Source organism: Rhizobium nepotum 39/7 (assembly GCF_000949865.1).
Lineage (GTDB): Bacteria > Pseudomonadota > Alphaproteobacteria > Rhizobiales > Rhizobiaceae > Agrobacterium > Agrobacterium nepotum.
Map to the genome: position 1 here is coordinate 326,555 of NZ_JWJH01000007.1, position 21,737 is coordinate 348,291.

The 21,737-nt window shown below is 58.4% G+C and carries 17 protein-coding genes and 1 pseudogene; 5 read left to right on the plus strand and 13 right to left on the minus strand.

The features are described 5' to 3' along the window. Positions 1 to 7: 7 nt before the first annotated feature. The gene (locus tag RS75_RS09735) at positions 8 to 748 is read left to right on the plus strand and encodes a copper homeostasis protein CutC (protein ID WP_045019739.1); all 741 of its coding nucleotides are present in this window, start codon (positions 8 to 10) and stop codon (positions 746 to 748) included. Here the strand turns inward: RS75_RS09735 and RS75_RS09740 are convergent. Then, positions 714 to 1,865 (minus strand): glycosyltransferase family protein, encoded by a 1,152-nt coding sequence (locus RS75_RS09740; protein WP_045019741.1) that lies wholly within the window; start codon positions 1,863 to 1,865, stop codon positions 714 to 716. The two genes, RS75_RS09735 and RS75_RS09740, sit on opposite strands and share 35 nt — an antisense overlap. Then, a pseudogene (locus RS75_RS09745) lies at positions 1,862 to 2,988 on the minus strand (glycosyltransferase family 4 protein). The gene RS75_RS09740 and the pseudogene RS75_RS09745 overlap by 4 nt, the downstream one beginning before the upstream one ends. Here RS75_RS09745 and RS75_RS27060 point away from each other — a divergent pair. Beyond that, positions 2,950 to 3,162 (plus strand): hypothetical protein, encoded by a 213-nt coding sequence (locus RS75_RS27060; protein WP_234704240.1) that lies wholly within the window; start codon positions 2,950 to 2,952, stop codon positions 3,160 to 3,162. The pseudogene RS75_RS09745 and the gene RS75_RS27060 overlap by 39 nt on opposite strands. Here the strand turns inward: RS75_RS27060 and RS75_RS09750 are convergent. The 5 genes from RS75_RS09750 to RS75_RS09770 all read right to left on the minus strand — a co-directional run bounded on the left by RS75_RS09750 (position 3,152) and on the right by RS75_RS09770 (position 10,395). Further along, on the minus strand, positions 3,152 to 4,360 hold the full coding sequence (locus tag RS75_RS09750; protein WP_045019743.1) for a glycosyltransferase family protein: 1,209 nt from the start codon (positions 4,358 to 4,360) through the stop codon (positions 3,152 to 3,154). The two genes, RS75_RS27060 and RS75_RS09750, sit on opposite strands and share 11 nt — an antisense overlap. 72 nt (positions 4,361 to 4,432) lie before the next feature. After that, complete coding sequence (locus tag RS75_RS09755) at positions 4,433 to 5,608, minus strand: ABC transporter permease (RefSeq protein WP_045019744.1); 1,176 nt, start codon at positions 5,606 to 5,608, stop codon at positions 4,433 to 4,435. Continuing rightward, positions 5,605 to 6,603, minus strand: a complete 999-nt coding sequence (locus tag RS75_RS09760; RefSeq protein ID WP_003516797.1) for an ABC transporter permease — start codon at positions 6,601 to 6,603, stop codon at positions 5,605 to 5,607. The genes RS75_RS09755 and RS75_RS09760 overlap by 4 nt, the downstream gene beginning before the upstream one ends. A gap of 1 nt (position 6,604) precedes the next feature. Next, entirely contained in the window at positions 6,605 to 8,506 is a 1,902-nt protein-coding gene (locus RS75_RS09765; protein WP_045019746.1) for an ABC transporter substrate-binding protein, read from the minus strand. Continuing rightward, entirely contained in the window at positions 8,503 to 10,395 is a 1,893-nt protein-coding gene (locus RS75_RS09770) for an ABC transporter ATP-binding protein (RefSeq protein WP_045019748.1), read from the minus strand. The genes RS75_RS09765 and RS75_RS09770 overlap by 4 nt, the downstream gene beginning before the upstream one ends. Before the next feature lie 211 nt (positions 10,396 to 10,606). Between RS75_RS09770 and RS75_RS09775 the strand changes: the two genes are divergently transcribed. Continuing rightward, positions 10,607 to 11,569 (plus strand): glycosyltransferase family 32 protein, encoded by a 963-nt coding sequence (locus RS75_RS09775; protein WP_045019750.1) that lies wholly within the window; start codon positions 10,607 to 10,609, stop codon positions 11,567 to 11,569. Here RS75_RS09775 and RS75_RS09780 read toward each other — a convergent pair. Together RS75_RS09780 and RS75_RS09785 are read right to left on the minus strand one after the other, a co-directional pair. After that, entirely contained in the window at positions 11,561 to 12,304 is a 744-nt protein-coding gene (locus tag RS75_RS09780; protein WP_045019752.1) for a polysaccharide deacetylase family protein, read from the minus strand. The genes RS75_RS09775 and RS75_RS09780 overlap by 9 nt on opposite strands. Continuing rightward, positions 12,301 to 13,398 (minus strand): glycosyltransferase family 4 protein, encoded by a 1,098-nt coding sequence (locus tag RS75_RS09785; RefSeq protein ID WP_045019755.1) that lies wholly within the window; start codon positions 13,396 to 13,398, stop codon positions 12,301 to 12,303. The genes RS75_RS09780 and RS75_RS09785 overlap by 4 nt, the downstream gene beginning before the upstream one ends. A gap of 127 nt (positions 13,399 to 13,525) precedes the next feature. On the opposite strand from RS75_RS09785, the gene RS75_RS09790 reads away from it, so the two are divergent. After that, positions 13,526 to 14,866 carry a nucleotide sugar dehydrogenase gene (locus RS75_RS09790; protein WP_045019760.1) on the plus strand — a complete coding sequence of 447 codons (1,341 nt, stop codon included), beginning with the start codon at positions 13,526 to 13,528 and terminating at the stop codon, positions 14,864 to 14,866. Positions 14,867 to 14,900: 34 nt separating this feature from the next. Next, entirely contained in the window at positions 14,901 to 15,383 is a 483-nt protein-coding gene (locus RS75_RS09795; protein ID WP_045019873.1) for a class I SAM-dependent methyltransferase, read from the plus strand. A 37-nt stretch (positions 15,384 to 15,420) separates the two neighbouring features. Here RS75_RS09795 and RS75_RS09800 read toward each other — a convergent pair whose 3' ends face one another. From RS75_RS09800 to RS75_RS09815, 4 genes are all read right to left on the minus strand, one after another. After that, positions 15,421 to 17,115, minus strand: coding sequence for an adenylate/guanylate cyclase domain-containing protein (locus tag RS75_RS09800; RefSeq protein ID WP_045019761.1), 1,695 nt, complete (start codon positions 17,113 to 17,115; stop codon positions 15,421 to 15,423). A gap of 209 nt (positions 17,116 to 17,324) precedes the next feature. Next, complete coding sequence (locus tag RS75_RS09805; protein WP_045019762.1) at positions 17,325 to 18,185, minus strand: MBL fold metallo-hydrolase; 861 nt, start codon at positions 18,183 to 18,185, stop codon at positions 17,325 to 17,327. A gap of 190 nt (positions 18,186 to 18,375) precedes the next feature. Then, on the minus strand, positions 18,376 to 18,831 hold the full coding sequence (locus RS75_RS09810) for a cyclic nucleotide-binding domain-containing protein (protein WP_045019763.1): 456 nt from the start codon (positions 18,829 to 18,831) through the stop codon (positions 18,376 to 18,378). Positions 18,832 to 18,874: 43 nt separating this feature from the next. Continuing rightward, positions 18,875 to 21,592 carry an ABC transporter ATP-binding protein gene (locus tag RS75_RS09815; RefSeq protein ID WP_045019769.1) on the minus strand — a complete coding sequence of 906 codons (2,718 nt, stop codon included), beginning with the start codon at positions 21,590 to 21,592 and terminating at the stop codon, positions 18,875 to 18,877. Positions 21,593 to 21,737: the final 145 nt, after the last annotated feature.

Consider the following 21,737-nt stretch of genomic DNA (forward strand, 5'->3'; position numbering starts at 1 on the left):
GGTTACGATGATTCTCGAGATTTGCGTGGACGATGTAGCCGGTCTGGAAGCGGCGGTCAGGGGCGGGGCCGACCGGATCGAGCTTTGCGCGGCGCTGTCCGGCGGCGGCGTGACGCCGTCTGCGGGTTTCATGCGCCGGGCGGCGGCTTACGATCTGCCGGTGAGCGTAATGATAAGGCCGCGCGCCGGTGATTTCGTGTTCACGCGCGATGAGGCCGATGTGATGAAACGCGATATCGATGCGGCGCGCACGGCAGGGCTTTCCGGAGTGGTGCTTGGCGCATCGCTTGACGATGGCTCGCTTGATATTCCCCTGCTCGAAGAATTGTGCCGTCACGCCGATGGGCTGGATGTGACGCTGCACCGGGCTATCGATGTCGTTCCCGACATGGATGAAGCGTTGGAGGCCGCCATCGCGCTGGGTTTCCCGAGAATTCTGACCTCCGGCGGTGCGCGTTCGGCGCTCGAGGGTATCGAAACGCTTGCGCGTTTATCCGAAATGGCCGCCGGGCGGATCGTCATCATGCCGGGTGCCGGTGTGCGCCCGCCAATCGTACAGACATTGCTGGACCGTTTTCCCATCACGGAAATCCACGCATCCTGTTCCGCCGTTCCGTTTTATGATCCGGAAAGCCGGGTGGCGAAGCTTGGTTTCACCGGCGCAGGGCGCAAGGGCACGGATGAGGCGGCGGTTCGCGAATTGAAGACGATCCTTACCGCTCATCAAAAAGGCGGCGCAGGGCTCTAGCCGTCCCGGTCGCGCCGTCGAGATCGAGTTTGATCGTGTCCGGTCCCGGCAGGGCCAATGCCGCCCTGATGGCATCGGCCATGGATTGCGCGGAGATATCCTTCTCCTCCAGAACCTGCGCCAATCCTAGCCGCGCCAGCCGTTCGGCGCGGGCGCTCTGTTCCGTTTCGCCATCAGCCGCAAAGGGGATCAGAAGCGATCGGCATTTTGCCTGAAGAATATCGCAGACCGTGTTGTAGCCGGCCTGTGAAACCGAAAGTCGCGCGCCTGCCAGCAGGCTTGCGAAATCCTTGCGGAAACGGAAGACGGAAACATTATCCACTGCCTGCGCCGAGATCGCATCGAAATCCGCCTGCGGCATGTTGGGGCCGGTTACGAGGCACCAGCTTTTGATGTCGTCCAGCAGCGGAGCAGCGTTAAGTGCGGCCCGGATGAGTGCTGCTCCCACTGCGCCGCCGCCTGCGGAAACGACGATATCGAATTTCTCCGCCGGTTGCGGTGGTGGCAGGGGCGCAACGAGTCCGGTGTAGACGATGCGCTGGCTGATCTCGTCAGCGAGGGGAAAGGTCTCTTCGAGCCGGACAAAATCCGGATCGCCATGGACCAGCACCGCGTCGAAATGTTTCTTCACCAGCGACACGGTTTCTTCGTCCCGGCCCGGTTTTGTTTTTTCCTGCAGAATGTCGCGCAACGACGTCATGACGAGCGGGCGCGGGTCGCTTTCCTCGATCTCATCCAGAAGCGGCAGCAATTCGAAACGCACCTGCCTGCGGCCGAAGGGGAAAGCCTCGATGATGACGATATCCGGTTTCGCGCCGTGATAGGCACCGATCAGCATGTCTGTGCGGAGCTTCCGGAAGGCGTCATCCACCGGTTTGCCGGAGCTGTCGGCAAGACCGGAAAAGCTGCCGTCGCTGACGGCGATCGGCGGCAATTCGACATGGCGGATGCCCTCGCCCGGAAAGCCCGGAACCGGGGTGCCGCCCGTCACCAGAACGACATCGAAACCATCCACCTGAAGGGCGTTGGCAATGCGGCTGGCGCGGGCGATATGGCCGATGCCAAGAAGGTGCTGGACGTAGAAGAAGACGGAAGGGCGCTTTTCCGTATCGGTCATGGTGATTTTTTCCACTCGGTCTCGAACAGGGCCTTCAATTCGACAATGCTGGTGCGATGGTCGAAGGCGGTTCGGACACGGTTTTCTGCGGCACCACCCAGACGCTGGCGCAATTGCGGATCGGTAATGGCGGCGCGCAGGGCTTCAGCGAAGGCGGCGGGATTTTCCGGTTCCGTCAACATTCCGTTTTCGCCGTCGACGAAGAATTCCGGGATGCCGGAGATATTGGTGGAAATGCAGGTCAGCGCCTGGCTGGCGGCCTCGACCAGCACATTGGGAAGACCGTCGCGGTCGCCATCGCTGGTGATGCGGCAGGCAAGGGCGAATAAATCCGCCCCGCGGTAATTCTCCAGCACCTGCTTCTGGTCCATGGCGCCGGTCCAGATGATTTTGTCGGCGATGCCAAGTTCGTCAGCGAGTTTCTTCAGTGCGGCAAGCTCGTCACCGCCGCCGATATGGGTGAAACGCCAATGGATTTCCTGCGGAAGCGAGGCCAGAGCCTGCAACAGAATATCGATACCCTTTTTCTTGACTGCCCGGCCGACGCTTAAAATCCTGACGGGATCATCGACGTCCGACCCGTCTCTTTCCGGGTGCGGCGCGTCGAAATGCGGGAAGCGGGTGAGATCAAGTCCGTGATAGCTTAAGTGCACATTCCGCTTGAGGCCGGAAAGGCTGCGAAGGTGCTGAAAGCCGCTGGCGGTGCAGGTCACGGCCCAGCGGGCGCTTTCCAGCTTTGCGGCGAGATCACGGTCGCTGGAGGTCCAGATGTCCTTGGCGTGGGCCGAAATCGTCCACGGCGTGCCGGTGATAAGGTGGGTGTAGGCGGCGACCGAGGCGGGTGTGTGAATGAAGTGAACATGCAGCCACTCGGCATCCGCCGGCCATTCATGCGCCAGCACGGCGGCTTGCCCGAAACGGCGGAAACGGTTGCGGCTGAGATCATGCGACGATCGCTGAAAAACCGACGGAGCGCCTTGGCGAAGCCCGGCTTTTTGCGGCAAGCCCACAGCGCCTTTAGAACGCGCAACGGCTCCTCGTGCAGATATTCCGGCAGGTAGGTGACGGGTGCGCGGATTTCATCATGGACGGGGTGGCGTTTTTTATCGGTCGGCCGGCGCATGGACATGAGTTCAAGCGTCAGCCCGGCCTTTTCAAGCCCCAGAAGCTCCTGAGCGATGAAAGTCTCGGACAGGCGCGGATAGCCCTTGAGGAGCACCACGATTTTTTTTGTGTCGGTCACGTTGCGCGTGTCTCTTTTGAAGCGGTGATGGTCGGGGGGCCGGTCACGCGGTGAGCGTGATCGGCGCCTTTTCGCCCTCGGTCGGGAGCCATTCGGCTATCCGTTTCGATATGTTTTCCAGACCGTCGAGCTTCAGATCCCGCGAATTGACGGAGGGCGGCGCACGGTTCGGCAGCGCTTTGAGAGCCGCCGCCATCTTGGCGGGGTTTTCGGCGTCTTCCGGCAAAAGCATGTCGAAGAGACCGAGTTCCGCCGCTCGCGTAGCACGAATAAGCTGCTCTTCCCTCGGCACCGTGCGCGGCACGACAAGCGCCGGTTTATCGAAGGACAATATCTCGCAGACGGTGTTATAGCCGCCCATCGACACGACGGCCTGAGCGCCGGCGACGAGGTCTTCCATGCGGTTGTCGAACTCGATGATCTCTATATGCGGAATATCGGCAACACTGCTCATGAAGCGCTGGCGCTGATCCCCGGGCATATAGGGGCCCAGCACCACCAGCGCCTTGTGCGTCAGTTCCCTGTCGTGGCGGTAAGCATTGATGACGTCGTCGATCAATTCGCTGCCGTCACCGCCGCCGCCTGTGGTGATGAGAAGATAGTCACCTACCGGTCGGTGCGCCACGGTTTCCGCCTGCGTTTTGGAGCGTTGCAGGAAGCCGACGAAATCCATCTTGTCGCGAACGGTTTGGGGAACGTCTAGCCCCGTCAGCGGGTCGTGGAAATCCGGCGGACCATAGACCCATACATGGTCATAGAACTTGCCGATCTTGGTCATCACGTCATTGCGCTTCCATTCCGCCTCAAGCAGCTGCGGCGAATCCATGACGTCACGCAGGCCGATGACGAGCTTGGTTCCCTGGCTTTTGAGGTAGGTAAGCGTTTCCTCCACTTCACCGCGAAGGCCCATGGGCTCCTTGTCGACGATGAAGATGTCCGGCTGGAAACTTTCGGCGGTATGATAGATGATGGAGCGGCGCATCTTCAGCGTTTCCTGAAGGTCGATATGCCTGTCCATGGAGGTGTATTCGCCGTTGCGCAGCTTGATGACACTCGGGATTTTCACGAAATCGACACGGGTGCGATAATCGAAGGCGCCGGCAATGGTCGCACCCGAAATGATGAGAACATTGAGGCCGCGATAATCCTCCACCAGCGCATGCGCGATCGTGCGACAACGCCGCAGATGCCCGAGGCCGAAGGAATCGTGGCTGTACATGAGGATGCGTGCATCGTTCAAACGGGAGGTCATGGGCCACACCTCTTTTTGCCTTTCACAAAAAAGGCGATGGCGGAAGAGCAGTTTATCAAAGGGTGTTCCATTTTATCTGAAGGGGTCTGCAGCATCACGTAGTCCGTCACCGAAGAAATTAAAGGCCAGAATGACGAGAACAACCGGAATCGTCGGGATGAGAAGCCACGGATATAGCGCAATGACGCTGACGCTGCGCGCCTCCGTGAGCAGAATTCCCCAACTTGTGATCGGCGGCCTAAGACCGAGACCAAGAAAACTCAATGCGGTTTCACCGAGAATCATGCCCGGTATCGTCAGCGTTGCCGACGCGATCAGATGCGACATGAAGCCGGGGATAAGGTGCCTGCCGATGATGCGCGGCGTGCCCGCGCCCATCAGTTGCGCTGCCAAAACATAGTCTTCCTCGCGAAGCGCCAGCAATTTCGAGCGTACGGCGCGCGCCAGTCCCGTCCAGTCCAGCATGCCGAGAATGATGGTGATGCCGAGATAAACGAGGATCGGGCTCCAGGTCACGGGCATGATCGCCGCAAGTGCGAGCCAGAGTGGAATGCTCGGAATGGATTGCAGGACTTCGATGATACGCTGGACGATGAGATCGAAGGTGCCGCCGCGATAACCTGCCAGACCGCCGATCACAATGCCGAGAACGAAACTCATGGCGACGCCGAGAAGGCCGATGGTCAGCGAGATACGCGCGCCATAAATGATCCGCGACAGCACGTCACGGCCCAGCCGGTCGGTGCCGAGCAGGAACATTTCTCCGCCCTCGGCCGGGCATACGAAATGGGTTTTGCCCTCGAACATGCCCCAGAAATGGTAGGTGTCGCCCTTGCAGAAGAAACGCAACGGCTGGATGTCCGTCGGCACATCCCGGTAGACACGCCTCAGATTGTCCATGTCGAGCGTCATTTCCCGGCCATAAACGAAGGGGCCGACAAATTTGCCGTCATTGAAGAGGTGAATACCCTGGGGTGGGGCGTAGATATGCTCGATATTGCGGGTGTGGAGATTGTACGGCGCAAGGAACTCGCTGATTAGGATCGAAAGATAAAGCAGCACCAGAAAAGCGCCGGACCAGACGGCAACCTTGTGCTGGCGGAACTGCCACCACATGAGCCGCAGTTGCGACGCCTTGCTGAAGGCCGCCATTCCGGATGTGTTGGGTTCGATGAGCGACGGGTCGAACGGCGCCGTCGAGACATAATGGGGCAGCGCTTCGCCTGATGTCGGGATGGATGAAGTCATTTGACGTTACCACCTCCGAAGCGGATTCTTGGGTCAAGTATGGCTAGGGCGATATCTGACACCAGAACACCGATCACCGTCAGGAAAGCAAGGAACATCAGGAACGAACCGGCCAGATACATATCCTGGCTCTGCAGCGCCCGGATGAGCATGGGACCGGTGGTTTCGAGCGACAGGACGACGGCGGTGATTTCAGCGCCGGAAATGATGGCGGGCAGGATCGAGCCGATGTCCGAGATGAAGAAATTCAGCGCCATGCGCAGCGGATACTTGATCAGCACCTTGAAGGGGTGAAGCCCTTTGGCGCGCGCGGTCACGACGTATTGTTTCTGCAATTCGTCCAGCAGGTTTGCGCGCAGGCGGCGGATCATGCCGGCCGTGCCCGCCGTTCCGATGATGAGGACGGGTATCCAGATATGTTCGAGGATCGACTTGAACTTCGGCCAGCTCATCGCCTGGTTCAGATATTCCCGGTCCATCAGATGGCCGATGGAGATGCCGAACCAGATATTGGCGAAATACATCAGGATCAGCGCCAGCATGAAGTTGGGAATGGCGATGCCGAGCAGGCCGAGGAAGGTCAGGCCGTAGTCGCCCCAGCTGTATTTATGCGTGGCGGAGTAGATGCCGATCGGAAAGGCAAGGATCCAGGTGACGATGATGGTGACGAAAGACACCAGAACCGTCAGCCACAGGCGGTCTCCCACCACCTCGTTCACCGGCAGCTGATATTCGAAAGAATAACCGAAATCTCCGACCAGCATGCCGGTCGCCCAGCGGAAATAACGGATCGGCGCCGGCTGGTCGAAGCCGTAGCGGACGCGCAACTCCTCGATTTCGGCAAGGTTTGCCGTCTCGCCCATGGCGCGCAGTTCGGCGACGTAGCTTTCGAAATAATCGCCCGGCGGCAATTCGATGATGGTGAAGACCAGCATCGAGATCAGGATCAGCGTGGGGATCATGACGAGGATGCGCTTGAGAATATACCGCAGCATATCAGGCGTCTCCGTCATACCAGAAGGCATCCGGCATGTAGATACCGAGATACGATGTGGGTTCATAGCCGAAGAGCGCCTTTTCCGGCACGTTTCGCATGCGTTTGACATGGACGACGGGTTGCAGGGCGCCGTTGACGATGCCGATGGAAAATACCTGCTGCGTGTAGATTTCCAGCATCTCCAGCCAGATGGCCTCGCGTTCTGCCTCGGTGACGCTTCGGCGCCATTTTTTCAGGAGATCGAGCAGGTGCGCCGCCTCTGGCAGATCGGGCTCCTTGCCCTCGCGCCCGCCGGACAGATAATGGATGCCCCAGACCGGCCATTGCAACTGGTCGTCGCCGGTGGGCGCAAGGCCGGAAGGCAGCATGTCCGGTGTCGGCACGCCATTGTCCATGCCCATCCAGACCGACATCAGCACTTCGCCGCCCATGGCGCGCTTGCGGAAGACGTCGCGCTGGGTGGGACGGACGGAAACCGCGATGCCGATATGCCGCCAATGATCCGTCACCAGCTCCATCACATCGGTATCGAGCGTGCTTTCGCCTGTTGTCTCGACGATGATATAGGCCGGTCGGCCGTCCGGCAGGAGCCGGATGCCGGCGCTGTCGCGTTTCTCAAGACCCACTTCGTCGAGCAGCCTGTTGGCCGTCGCCCGGTCGAAGGCGCTCCAGGCCTCTGCGAATTCCGGCCGGTAAAGTGTGCTTTCCGGCAGGACGGTGTCGGCGCTTTCCTTCGCCAGCCCATAAAAGCAGACCATGTTGACTTCGTGCCGGTTGATCGCCAGCGACAGCGCGCGGCGTACGCGCACGTCCTGGAAACAGCTCCGCCATACCGGGTCGGCACAATTCAGATTGGGCAAAAGCGCGATGCGCGACCCCTGGGATCGCTTGTAGAGGTTCACCTTCAAGGGGAAGCGCTTTTCGGCATCCTTCAGGAAGGTGTAGTCGGCGAAATCGAGGCCGAAATATTGCAGATCGCTGTCACCCGACGCTGTCTTGGCCGAGATGATGTCGGAGGAGGTGACGTTCAGCAGGAACCGGTCGAGATAGGGCAGTTGCAGGCCGTTTTCGTCGATACGGTGATAATAGGGATTGCGCTCGAAAACGAACTGTTCGGCCGGTGGCGAAGTCGTATTGCGCCATGCGTCGAGCGTTGGCAGAGCGGGATTTTCCGGACGGACCTGCCGCGACATCTTGATATGCAGCCCGCTCCAGTCATCCGCCTTGTTTTTCTTGATGAGCTTGGCGAGGTTTTCCGCAGTCTGATATTTGGCGTGGAACTGCTTCATATAAGCGGCGGGCAGGAACAGCCGCGCCGGCGAGGCCGCTGCGAGCTTCGCCAGAAAATCGGGGTTTGGACCTTCCCAGGTATAACGCACCGTCAGCCGGTCGATGACTTCGATCAGAGGCGGTTTGTTGTTGACCAGAAGCTCGATCGGCGGACCGCCCTTATGGATTTCCTTGTTGAGAGCTACGTCCTCCCAGAAATACCGGAAATCCTCGGAGGTCAAATCGCTGCCATCGGACCATTTATGGCCCTCGCGCAGTTTGAAGGTGAATATGCGTTCTTCCTGAACGTCGTAGCTTTCCAGAATGTCCGGATGAAGCTCGAATTTTTCATCATAACCGACAAGACGGGCATAGTTGCTGATGGGCATAAGCCGGATATCACGCTGGCCGCCGATCAGCATACGCACCGAGCCGCCGTGTTTTCCCGGCTCCCGGCCAAGCGCTTTCATATCCATGACGCGCGGATTTTTCGGCAGGCGCTCCGCTATATCAGGCAACTCGCCCTTTTCCCGCTTTTCCTTGAAATAGGCGGGGTCGGTATAGGCGGCGCGCGCATGGGCCGGCAAAAAAACGGAAGCCAGCAAGGCAAGGGTGGTGCGGCGCGTGATCAAGGGCGAAGCTCCTGGATGTCGGCATTGCCGTTCGCAAGAACGAAATGGCCTTCGCCAAGATCGGCGGAGATCATCTCGCCATTACCCTCGTCGCGGAATTGCTTGCCCCAGTCGAATTTGCCCGTCGCGCTTATCTTGCCGATGGTGCGGAAATCGAGTGGACGGTCGAGATCGGGGAAAGGTACGGCCGCCAGCAGCGATTTGGTATAGGGATGCACTGGAGACCGCATCATGGCTTCCCGCGGTGCCAGCTCGACGATGCGGCCTTCGCACATCACGGCCACGCGGTCGGCCATATAATCCACCACCGCCAGATTGTGCGAGATGAAGAGGTAGGTAAGCCCGAGGTCTTTTTGTAAATCCTTGAGCAGGTTGAGAATCTGCGCCTGCACGGAGACATCGAGGGCGGAGACGGGTTCGTCGCAGATCAGCAGTTCGGGACCGAGCGCCAGCGCTCTGGCAATGCCGATACGTTGTCTTTGCCCGCCCGAGAAACTGTGCGGATAGCGGTTCAGCGCGCTTTCTCCAAGACCGATGGCCTTGACGAGATTGCGGACTTTCTCCGCCCGGTATTTCGCGTCGCCGCGTCCATGGATTTCGAGCGGTTCGCTCAGGATATTGCCCACGGTCATGCGCGGCGAAAGCGACGAGATCGGGTCCTGAAAGACCATCTGGATCTTCGACCGCAATTCTTTCAGATCGCCATCTTTGGCATTGAGGACATCGATATCACCCTGCGGCCGGTGAAAGGTGACGGAGCCTTCATCCGGGCGAACGGCCCGCATGAGGATTTTGCTGACGGTCGTCTTGCCGCTGCCGCTTTCGCCGACCAGCCCAAGACATTCGCCCCGACGGATTTCAAAACTGACGCTGTTGACCGCCTTGGTGGCGTTGGCGTCGCCGCTGCGGAACCAGCTGGATTTCCGGGTCGTGAATGTCTTGCTGATATTGTCCACGGTCAAAAGCGGGCCGGGGGTTTTGATCACTGCGGCAGTTTTTTTGCCGACGAGGCTTTCGTGATCGACGGTGATTTCGCGTAGCGCCTTCAGTCTTTCACCGGGCTTCATATCGAAATGCGGCACGGCGGCCATCAGACCCTTGAGGTAGGGATGGCTTGGCGACTTGAATATATCGTCGACCGTGCCGGCTTCCATGATCTCGCCCTGGTAGATCACGGCAACTTCGTCCGCGATGTTCGCCACCACGCCAAGATCGTGGGTGATGAGCAGCATGCTCATGTTCATCCGGCTCTGCAGATCGCGCAGGAGTTTCAGAATTTGCGCCTGTATGGTCACATCCAGCGCTGTCGTCGGCTCGTCGGCGATCAGGAGGGCGGGGCGACAGATCAGCGCCATGGCGATCATCGCGCGCTGGCGCATGCCGCCCGACAATTCGAAGGGATACATGTTCACGACCTTCTTCGGGTTGGAAAACCCTACAAGGTCCAGCGTTTCATGCATTTTTTCCGCGCGCTCGGCCGGCGACAGGATGCTGTGGATTCTCAGCGCCTCGTCGATCTGGTTGCCGATCGTATGCAGCGGTGAAAAAGACGTCATGGGTTCCTGAAAAATCAGCCCGATGCGATTTCCGCGTATCGAGCGGATTTCCCGGCCGTCCTTCGGCAATTGCAGCAGATCGACGGGACCGGCTGCGGCATTTGCGGGATCGGTGAACAGCACGCGACCGTCGACGCGCGCCGTCTTGGGGTGGATACCCATGATCGTCTGGCCGATCACGGATTTTCCGGAGCCGGATTCTCCGACCAGCGCCGTGACTTTTCCGGGAAGAATGCGAAGACTGGCACCCCTTACGGCATCAATCGTGCCACCCATAAGAGAAAACGAGACCCGCAGATTTTCAATACGGAGCAAATCTGCGCCTACGCTCATGCCAAAGGGTTCCTTGCCGTCTCTTTATCGTTGCCTTGTGACAATTTTCTCAGGAGGGCTTAAAGGCACGTTATCGTAGGGTCTGTTGTCTGTCTACGCTCCTGAAACATCGAAATGTGCAGCAAATTCAAAGCCGGCTTCCAAAACGCCATGGCTTGCCTGATGGCTCGTGTTTGGCGATATGTTAGGGAGCGTTTCCGAGTGAGGATTCATGTCCGACAAGAAATATTATGATGCCCAGCTGGATAGAGCCCGGCAGTTGCAAAATGAAGGCCAATATGGGGAAGCGAGTGCGCTTCTCCTATCTCTGGTTGCAGTAAAAGACGGGCACCTGATGGGTGAGAGAACGGTTCTCGGCATGCCGCGCAGGCTGCATGCGGCGCGGCTGCGTCTCGCCAAGGCCGAAGGCGATATGGTGGCGAAGATCGGCTATCAATATACCTTGGTTCCGCCACCACAGGTGCTGGCAAAATACGCACAATTTTCCCCGGAAGAACGCCGCGCGATCAACCTGAAAAGCAGGGAGGACGTGCCAAGGATCATTCATCAGATATGGATTGGGGAAAAAGCCCCGCCCGTGTCGGTTGAGGCCTGGGCCACCCATGCCGCCTCGCATGGTTATGAATATCGCTTCTGGCGGGAAGCCGATCTTGAGCAAGAGGGCGTATTTGCAAACGGCGTCTTCCGAACGATGCTGGACAAGGGCGATTATCCCGGCGCTGTCGATGTGGCCCGTTATATCGTGCTGGAGCGTTTTGGTGGCATCTATCTCGATTGCGACTGGTATCCGGCGCGGGACGATGTGAGTTTTGATGCTTTCCTGCCATTGGCAGGGCTGACCGCGTTCGATGAACAGACCCCGCGCGATACCGGACAGGGCAGCATGCTTCTCGCCAACTCCTTCATCGCCGCCCCGGCTGGCCATCCGGTGTTCCGCAGGATGCTGGAGGCTTTTCCGGGGATCATCGAGGAGATGCCGCGTGCGCCCGCCTGGTGGTCGACCGGCCCGCTGATCTTTACCGTCCTCGCCCGGGCTGGAAGCATCAGCCTCGCCCCGGCAGCGTTTGTTGCCGCGTCACTTGCCGATCGCGCGTCGTTTCAGGAGGTGGAGGCTGTCAGGCAGGAACTTGCCACTGGGACAGGTGGTTTGCTGATCGCCTGGAAATCATGGTGATACCTCAAGAATAAGGTCCGCCGAGGAACGCCAGCGGGCGGCGGGATGTTCAGTGGTCACCTCGAAAAGCCGTCTCAGAAAGCGCCAGACATTGTCGTCATGCACGAGATGATGGCTGAGGATGCCGGTCGTGCCACCGTCCTCCGCAGTCCGCAGGATGCGGGCGGCGGTCTCTGTGAAAAGGATGTCGTCATCGCGGCCGCCACGGCTGCCGTGCCAGTCGATCACGTCGACATGGGTATTCAGGCAAGGCGGTGCCGTCTCTTTCTCCGGACCGAAAACCGAAAGGGCGCGATATCCGAGGCCCGTCAACCCTTCCAGGATGCTGGCATCTATGCGGTTCCACGGCGGAACCAGCATGGGCACCAAACGCGCGCCATGCAGATCGTAGAGTTTTTCCAGCCCGGATTGCAACTCGTCGAGAACGATGGGCAGGTCGCGGTGCGCTCCGAGTTCCTGCTTCTTTTCTTTTTCTCTGGCATAATTCGTATGCGACCAGCCATGGACGGCGACTTGGGCAATGTCGGCCGTGTCCAGATGCCGCGCGAGCTTGTCGGTCGTCGTCTCGGGAATGACCGCGAGCGTGACCGGAGCGGAAAAGCTGCCGCAAAGATCAAGCAGCGTGTCGAGTGCCGGTGTCGGCTCGACCGCATCGTCATCTCTCAGCCAGAGATCGGCCGTTACGCCGCGCCGTCCGCATTCGTCCAGTGCCGCAACGAGTTTCTCCAGACTCATGATGTTCGTGCCTTTGCTTGTAACAGGATATGGTTCAGCTGTTTTGCGGCGTTTTCCAGAGATCGTTCATTCCTGACGAACTGGCGGGCCGCTTTCGCCAGTTCTTCACGCCGCCTGTCATCGCCGAGCAGCGTTTCAATTGCTGCGGCATAGGCGGCTGTATCATTTTCTGGTGTCAGTAATCCGGTGGTTCCGGATTTTACCACTTCGGGAACGCCGGCCACCTCTTCGGCGACAACGGGAAGGGCAGCCGCCTGCGCTTCGAGATAGGCAAGACCATAGGCCTCGCCGTGCCCCGGCCAGACATAAAGCGATGCCCTGGAAAGAAGCGTTGCGATCTCTGGTGCGGTTTTTTCACCGTGCCAGACGAGGCGGTGATCGGGAAAAGAGCTGAACATGGCCTGTACGGACGCACGTTCCGGCCCATCGCCGACGATATCAAGCGTCCAGTTCAGATCTTGCGGCAAGAGGGCAAGCGCTTGAGAGAGTGCGAGATAGCTGTCGAGCTTGTCGCCCGCCCGCATCATGGCGACGGTGATGAGTTTTCCGGGTGCGGAGCGGGGTGTGTTCTTGAGAAAGGCGTCGGCATCGATAAAGGGTGGCAACATCGCCAGGTTGAGGCTTGGCGAGGCACGCGAAAGCCCCTCGCGGTCCCGCGCGGTGAAACAGATATTGACCGAGGCGGCGTTCAGTGCGGCCAGCAATTCGTCCTGAACCGCCTGCCAGCCCATCCCATTGCGCTTGGGGGAATAGGACGCCTCGGCGGTGACATAGGGGATATCAAAACGTCCGCAAAGCTCCGGCCCGAGCAAATCCGGGGCCTTGTAATAGGGGTGATAACTAAACCAGAGGTCCGGCGCGCCCTGCCGCTGCCAGCGCTCAGTGATGGTTTCGATCTCGCGTTCGGCGGCATCGGCGAGCAAGCTGCGAGCCGGATCATCCGCCTGTTTCAGAAAGCTGCGCAGTTCGGAAGCGACGGAAACGTCGTGGTCGCCCATCGTCATTGCCCGCATCAGCAGGCGGGCCATCAACCGGTCTCCGGAAGGAACGGGATGGTTGGGTGATTTGAGCGGCGAATAAAAGGCGATCTTCATGCCGACGGTTGTGCGTTGACGACTGTTCCGGCGTCAACCGGAATTTGAAAGGGCCAAGCCTTGACAGTCCGCCCATTCTTGCCCAACTGAAAGGCATCTTTTGCACATGCGCGGAGCGTGACACGCTTTGACTTCTCTAGTTGTCTCCCAGAAATTGCTTTCCAGTATCGAAAACAAGAACGCCAAAGCGGGCGTGATCGGCCTTGGCTATGTCGGGCTGCCGCTCGCCATCACGGTCGCCAAGGCTGGCTTCAAGGTTGTCGGTTTCGACATCGACCCCGGCAAAATTACCGCGATCGATGCGGGCCGCAGTTATATCGAGGCGGTTTCGGACGAGGTGCTTTCAAGTGTCCGGTGCAATGACGGCTTCGTCGCCACCTCAGATTTTTCCAGACTGGCCGAATGCGATGTGATCGCCATTTGCGTGCCGACGCCTTTGACGAAATATCGCGAGCCGGACCTTTCCTATGTTGAAAAGACCTGTCGGGACATCGCCGCGCATCTGCGGCCAGGGCAGCTCGTGGTTCTGGAATCGACCACCTATCCCGGCACGACCGACGGGGTGGTGAAGACCATTCTGGAAAGTACCGGGCTCGTATCCGGCGCTGATTTCTTCCTCGGCTTTTCGCCCGAGCGGGAAGATCCCGGCAATCGAGATTTCGAGACCTCGACCATTCCAAAGGTCGTCGCCGGCGATGGCGAGGCGGCGGGAAAACTGATGGCGGCCTTTTACGGTTCGGTGGTCGAGAAGATCGTTCCTGTCTCGACGAATGCCACGGCCGAGGCGGTGAAAATCACCGAAAACGTCTTCCGCGCCGTCAATATCGCGCTCGTCAACGAACTCAAGGTCGTCTACGAGGCCATGGGTATCGACATCTGGGAGGTGATCGACGCGGCTAAAACCAAACCGTTCGGTTTCATGCCGTTTTATCCCGGCCCCGGTCTCGGCGGCCATTGCATACCGATCGACCCGTTCTACCTCACCTGGAAATCGCGGGAGTATGAATTGCCGACGCGGTTCATCGAACTCGCAGGTGAAATCAACACCGGCATGCCGCGCCATGTCATCGGACGGGTGGCGGAAGCGCTCGACATCCATTCCGGCAAGGCGCTCAGCCGCTCGAAGGTGCTGGTCGTCGGTCTCGCCTACAAGAAAAATGTGCCGGATATTCGCGAAAGCCCCTCGCTGAAACTTATCGAGCTTATTCACGAACGGGGCGGCCAAGCGGCCTATTTCGATCCTCACGTGGCCGAAATCCCGAAAACCCGGGAATACAGCCACCTGATGGGCATGAAATCCGTGGAATGGGACCGGCAGACAATCGGCGCTTTCGACGCCGTTCTCGTAGCGACTGATCACGACAATGTGGACTATGCCGCACTTTGCGAGTGGTCACCGCTGATCATCGACACGCGAAATGTCTTTGCGCGGCGGGACATTGCCGCAAAACACATCATCAAGGCCTGATCGCCTTCTTCAGGCATTCATGAATGGACGGAAAATGAGCAGACTGGACAGTTTCATTCGCCGGTTGACCGCGCAGCGGGATATCCTCAACCATGTCGAGGCCGATCTCGATCTGCCGGATGACGGCGCGATCATGGAAATCGGCCTTGGAAACGGGCGCACGTTCAATCATTTGCGGGAATTGTTTCCAGAACGCCGCATCGTTGCCTTCGACAGGGCCATGGGCGCACATGCCTCATCCGTTCCGCCGCAGGAAGATCTCGTGATCGGCGAAATATCGCAAACCGCTCCGGCCTTCATCGGTGTGGAAGCGGCCATGGTACATGCCGATATCGGCACGGGCTATCCGGAGAAGGATGCGATTACATTGATATGGCTGCCTCATCTTGCTGCCGGCATGCTGGCGAAAGGCGGCGTGGCTATCAGCGGCCTGCCTCTCGATCATCCCCTGTTGAAGCCGCTGCCGGTGCCGGAAAGCGTACCGACCGACCGCTATTTTCTCTATCGCAAGATTTGAGGCCGGACGGCGCGGCAGCAAAAGCGTCGGGCCTGTCTTACAGATATCGTTCGCTCTCTTCCTTCGAGAGCAGGAAAACCTTCATTTGCGAGTTGCGCCCGCGAATGGCGATTTCTTCGCTGCGCAGATCGGCAATCTCCTGCCCCGCCTGAATGATGGCGGGTTCGGACACGACGATGGCCGCGCCGAATTCCTTGGCCTTGGTTTCCAGCCTGCTTGCCACGTTCACGGTGTCGCCTATGGCCGTCAGGGTTTTCGCCGCGCCATACCCCATGACGCCGACGATCGTCGGTCCGGCGTGAATTCCGACCACCACTTCCAGCCGCACGGCGAATTGTTTCTCCAGCCCTTCGTTCAGGATTGAAAGCTCCCGCAAGATGATTGCGGCCGCCCTCATGGCATTGCGGCAGGCATTTTCCGCGTTGTCGCCAAGCCCGAAGAGGGCCATGGCGCCGTCGCCGATAAATTTGTCGAGATGGCCGCCGGCCTGTTCGACGGCCTGGCCGACGATGGTGAAATAGCGGTTCAGAAGAAACACGACATCGTAAGGTAGCTTGGCTTCGGAAAGCGTGGTGAAATTGCGCAGATCGCAAAAGAGGATGGCGATTTCTTCTTCCTTGCCGGGTCGGGCCGGTTGCGCGTCCGTTGGCAGGTCGCTTTGCTGGGGTGGCGAGACGAGAAGCGCAATCTGAATATCGTGAGTGGGACGCAACTGACAACCGAGCCGCACGTCCGAATCGGCGTGGATGCGCCGTAACGTGGTTTGCTCGATGTCTCCGGGAGGCGGAAGCGTGCCATTGCTGCCGACGACCCTCACCCGACAGGTTGAACAGCGCCCTTTGCCGCCGCATACGGAATAATGCGGAATGCCTGCGAGCCTGCTGGCCTCCAGAATGCTGAGCCCGGCCGGGACACGCGCTTGCGCGCCATGTTCATAACGGATTTCGATGGCGGTTGATCTCTGCCGCCAGCTGCGTGCACCGCGCAATACGAAAACCAGCATTATCGCGCTCGCGAAAAGCGTCTCTGTCGCGCGGGTGATGAAGCGGATTTGCGTCTCCATCTCCCGTTGCAGCGGAATGTCGTCTCTTTGCACGAGGTTATCGACGAGCCCGGGAGGAAGCGCGTATTTTCTATCCACCTCCTCCAGCCAGCGGCCCGCATCGCTGAAACCCAGCAATGCCAAAAGCGGCAACATCACCGCCACCGTCATGAATATTCCGGCAATTCTCGGATACCAGTCCCGATAACGCAGCCAGAAATAGAGACCGATACATCCGTGGGTCCAGATGACAACCAAGGCGAGACTTTGCCACGCTCCTCCCATGGGGCTGTTGATCCAGAGCCGGCGAACGACCGTGTAATAGCCCACGTCGATACCGTAGAGCATGTGCGAGACACGGATATTGACGGCATGGCTGATGATCAGAAACGGGATCGACAGGCCGAAAATGACTTGAAGCGCCTCGCGAAGCGGCATGCGCAGCGTTCTGCGCTGATAAAGCGAACGCAGAACAAGACAGACATGCACGACAACCGAGCCGTAAAACAGCAGGCTGCTGACGGGATTGAGCCAGATCAGGCTGAACCATTTTCGTGCCCGTTCGGCAGTGTCGATGGAGATGAGCGCAAGGGAGTGATTGAAAAGATGGGAAAATACGAAAGCAAATATGATGAGGCCGGATAAAATCCGGGCGCGTCTCAGGTTGGTTTCCGAAAAGAAACGGATCATACAAATCCCATCAGATGGTCATTCGGCGCAGAATCATCATTGATTATACCGTGGCGTCTTTAGTGCGGCGCATCTCGTGGCAATATCGTGGAGCAATCGACCGGCATCGGTCAATTGTGCGTGTTCGAATGCCCGCATGGCGAAGGATTAAATCAGGGCTTTGAAAAACTGTCGGACAGGTCAAACCTTCGTCGGAGCGAAGTTGCGGATCAAAGTTCGATGATCTGGCCGTCCATGGCCGCGAATGCGCCGCTGAACTGGGCTTTCGCCTGTTTTTCGATGTTATCCAGTTCCTCGTCGCTGCGGCTTGGGGCGTGGTGGATGAAGCCGACATTTTTTGCGCCTGCCTGCTTGGCAAGACGGATCGCCTGTTGCCAGGAGGAATGACCGTAACCGCGATAAAGGCTCATCTCGTCGTCGGTGAACATGGCGTCGTAGAGGAAGAGATCGACGTCCCTGATCAGGTCGAGCACGGTTTCATCGATGCTGCCCGGTTCGTGCTCGGTGTCGGTGATGATGGCGAGGGATTTTCCCTCCCAGTCCAGCCGGTATCCGACCGCATTGCCGGGATGATTGAGCATTCCGGTTCTGATCGAGAGGCCCGGAAGAACATCGAGAGTGTCGCCCGGCATAAAGTCCCGTGTCGCGATTTTTGCGCAGCAAACTTCCAGCGGCACGGGGAACCATGGCGGGCTCATGAAATCCCTGAGCATTTCCCGTGTAGTCATGGTGCCGGCGAGGTGACCCGACCAGATGGCGACATCGTTGGAGCTGTTGTAGAAAGGCTTGAAATAGGGAAAACCGACAATGTGGTCGTAATGGCAGTGGGAGAAAAACAGGTTTGCGCCGGTTATACCTTCCGCTCGCAACGCAAGGCCTGCAGGATGCAGCCCCGAACCCGCGTCGAACAAAAGAACATGATCTCCGCATCGTACCTCGATGCAGATGGTATTGCCGCCGTATTTTCGGAAGTTTTCACCTGAAACAGGAAGCGTTCCCCGCGCACCCCAGATTTTTACCCGAAAATTTCTATTACTTTCCCGACTTACTGTGTCGGAATCGAACGCCATGACACACCCCAATAACAACGGAATCTTGCACGCTTTCCTCCCATGAAGCCCGTTGTCTCTACAGTTTCTTATATCCGCTCTTTTTCTGGCGGACGCCCTTACCCTTATTCAGTCAGCATTTCATTTATATTGCAATGGTGCGACATTTATTTTTCCAATATCGCCCTTCAAAGCAGCAAGAAATTGCGGCTCATGTTCTGGCGCTTGTGCGCGCTTTGCTTAGTTCCGTCGTCGTCTGGGTGAGACGTTCGGCGAGAACGCGCATGACCTTGATGGTGATGTCAGGGAAATCGGACATGAGCTTGAAGAACTGTTCCTTGCCGATCCGCAGGGCTTCCACATTGGTGGAGGCGCGCACGGTCGCGGTCCTGACGCTATCACAGAGAATGGCGATTTCGCCGACAATCGCATTGCCGGTCATTTCGGCCACTCTTAGCGTGCCCGAGGGAGAATCGACCAGAACATCCACTTTTCCGGTCAGAAGGACATAGGCCGCATCGCCGACATCTCCCTGCCGGAACAGCACGTCGCCTGCGTGGTAGGACACCCGGTCGGACGCGAATGCGAGCAGTTTCAGCTTGGACGGCTCCATTTCCGAAAAAAACGGAACCCTTTTCAACATCTGAATTTCGTCTTTAAACAGCATTGCCTTACCCTGTTATTGTTCCACCTCGGTCGCGTTCTTGGAGTTATGTTGCGACCATATCCTTGAATGTACCGTTTTCCTCAGCCAGAGTCTCGTAACTTCCGTCGGCGGTGATGAGGCCCTGATGGACGACGATGACCCGGCCGAACATGCGCGAGAGCGTCGCATTCGACAGGACCCATATGATCGAGGGGTTATTGTTGTTCTGTTTCAGGAATGTGATGACCCGCTCGACAATCTCTTCCTGCTGTCGGGGATCGAGACCGGGAAGGGGGCGGTTGAAGACATAATAGTCGGATTTGCGGATCAGCGCCCTTGCGAGATTGAGCTTCTGCCGCTGGAGCGGCCCGAGCCGCTTGCCGCCGGCGCCGAGGTTGAAATCAAGACCCACCGCCAGCACACGCTCGTAGACGCCCTGCTTGCGCATGACCTCGGCGACGATGCGGGTGATGCGCCGTGATGCATCGGTGTAACGGTGGCTGACCTTGCCGAACAAAATATTATCCAGAAGGCTGGTGGCGCTCATATATTTGGTCGGATCGTAGATTTCGATCACGTTCTTCAGGCTGTCGGGCAGGTTTTCGTGGAACATGTGCCGGACTTCGACGATCCGGTTCATGATTTCCGGTGACAGCAGGCCGAAACGCTGCCGCGGCTCGATGTAGAAGAAACTCAGCCGCAGCATCGCGCGCTTTTCGCTTTCATTGGCCTCGTCGAAACTCCGGCTCTGAAGACGTTGCAGCATTTGCTGATAGATCGGAATGTCATCGGGCGTCATGAATGTGAGCTGCTGGAAGAAGGGGTGGTCTCCCGGCAGGTCGGCGAAGATTTCCACGATGTTTTCGGCAATCGTGTACCCCATCTCGAACAGGGTTTTGACAAGGCCGGTCTCGCGCATCAACGAACGGAAATAGTCGCTTTCGATGACGGTCCTGATCGTCTGGGTGGAGTCCCGCATGGTGCCGAACAACAGGTTCTCGCCCACGGTCGCCTCGCTGTTGTAGCTCTCCAGCTCGAAAGGCGCGATGAGGCCGCTCAGGTTCTCCTTTTCCAGTTCGGCGCGCAGGACATGCCGCAGTTCCACGATGCGGGCGGCAAGATGTAGGTCGGTCAGGGGGTCGATCGACGAGCGCAGCGCGAATTCCAGAATATCCTGCGAGAGTTCCACGCTGTCGAGGACAGCCAGAATGGCCTTGATGAGGTTTTCCGGCTTGCCGTCACCGGCAGGGCTTGAAGCGTAGTCGATCCATTCGCTGTTGATGTCGATCGTCGGATTGCCCGCCAGCTTGGCTTCCCGGATTTCCCACTTGCGATGTTCCAGCGCCGCACCTTCGTACTGCTTCTCGACAAGCGGCGCGTGCTTGAGCCCGTAAAGCAGATTGTCCTTGAGGCTGGCGTGGAAAAAATAGCTGTCCGAGGACACATAGGAAATGCGCCGTCCGGTGAGCGATTCCGGCAGTTCCAATATGTCGACGTCGTTGATGCTAACCTTGCCGGAGATCGGCCAGAGCGTGCGGCCGATTGCATCCGCCAGCGCCTCTGCTCCCGAGCCACCGACGATGGCGATCACCTCGCCCGGTTCGATCTTCAGCGATGCCTGCTCCAGAAGCCTGCTGCCGCTATCGTCCTCCAGCGTCAGATTGGCAACGACGATCGGCCCGGTAATTGCCGCGACGGACCCCGGTGACAGTTTCTGCACCTTGTCGTCGATCATGTTCGACGCATCGAACTGTTCGAAGACCTGTTCGTATTTCACCTGGACATCCTGACGCGCCTGATCCCAGTCGATTAGTTCCTTCAGCGGTCCGGGCAGTTCCTTATAGGCGTTGATGACGGCGACCAGCTGTCCGACATCGAGGCTGCCCTTGAGGGTGAGATAACCGCCGAGCGCATAAAAGAAGAATGGCGTGAGCTGTGCGAGGAAGTTGTTGATGAATTTGACCAAAAACTTCCACTGGTACAGATCGTAACGGATCTTGAAGATGTCGCCGAGCCGGTGCGAGGCATCGGCGCGTTCGAAATTGGAAGTGTCATAGGCGTGGATGGTGCCGATGCCGTCAACCATTTCGCTGATACGTCCGGCAAGCTGGCGCGCGCTTAGCTGCCGCTGCCGGCCCAGTTCGATGAGGCGGCGGCGCATTTTGGGGATGATGCCCACCTGTATGGCGGCCATGAAGGCGGCAATCAGACCCAGCCAGAAATTCTGCACGAGAATGAAGAAGAGCGCGGAGAGCGCCTGACCGCCGAGAAGTGCCGGCTGCACGAAGGCGTCACCGGTAAACCCGCCCAGCGGCTCGACCTCGTCCTTCACCATGCTGGAGATTTCGGCGCCCTTGACCCGCTTGAAATGCGTGGGCGGAAACCGCAGGATCCTGTCGATAAGTTCGAAGCGGATGCGCCGGAGAAGACGCTCGCCAAGGCGGCCCTTGAAGGTATTGATGTAATATTTGAAAAGCCCGTTGATGACGACAAGCGCAAGGAATGTCAGGCTGAGAGCCATCAGCATCGACATGCGGTTGAGTTCGAGGCCGGGGAAAAGCGTCACGGTTCCCCAATAGGGAATATCGACCGTGAGATGCATGAACATCTGTGTTGCGTTCGCGCCTTCGAAACCGTCCCCCTGAATAGGTCCGTTGACGATCTGCTTGGGCAGATCGAAGGCAAGGAAATAGGGGATCATGGACAGGGCGACGATCAGCAGGATGAAGAGCTGCTGCCGCCTCGTATGCGACCAGATGTAACGCGTAAGGCTTTGTTCCATATAAAACTTCTATGACCTGTCGGGCCGGGCCCGGCGTGTTGGTTTGCGCGGTGTCGAGACGGTCAGGCTGCCGAATGGCGCAGTCCCCTCCTGCAAATAGGTATGTGACTCGCTATTTATCAGTATATTCAAGCGGTTTCGAGCA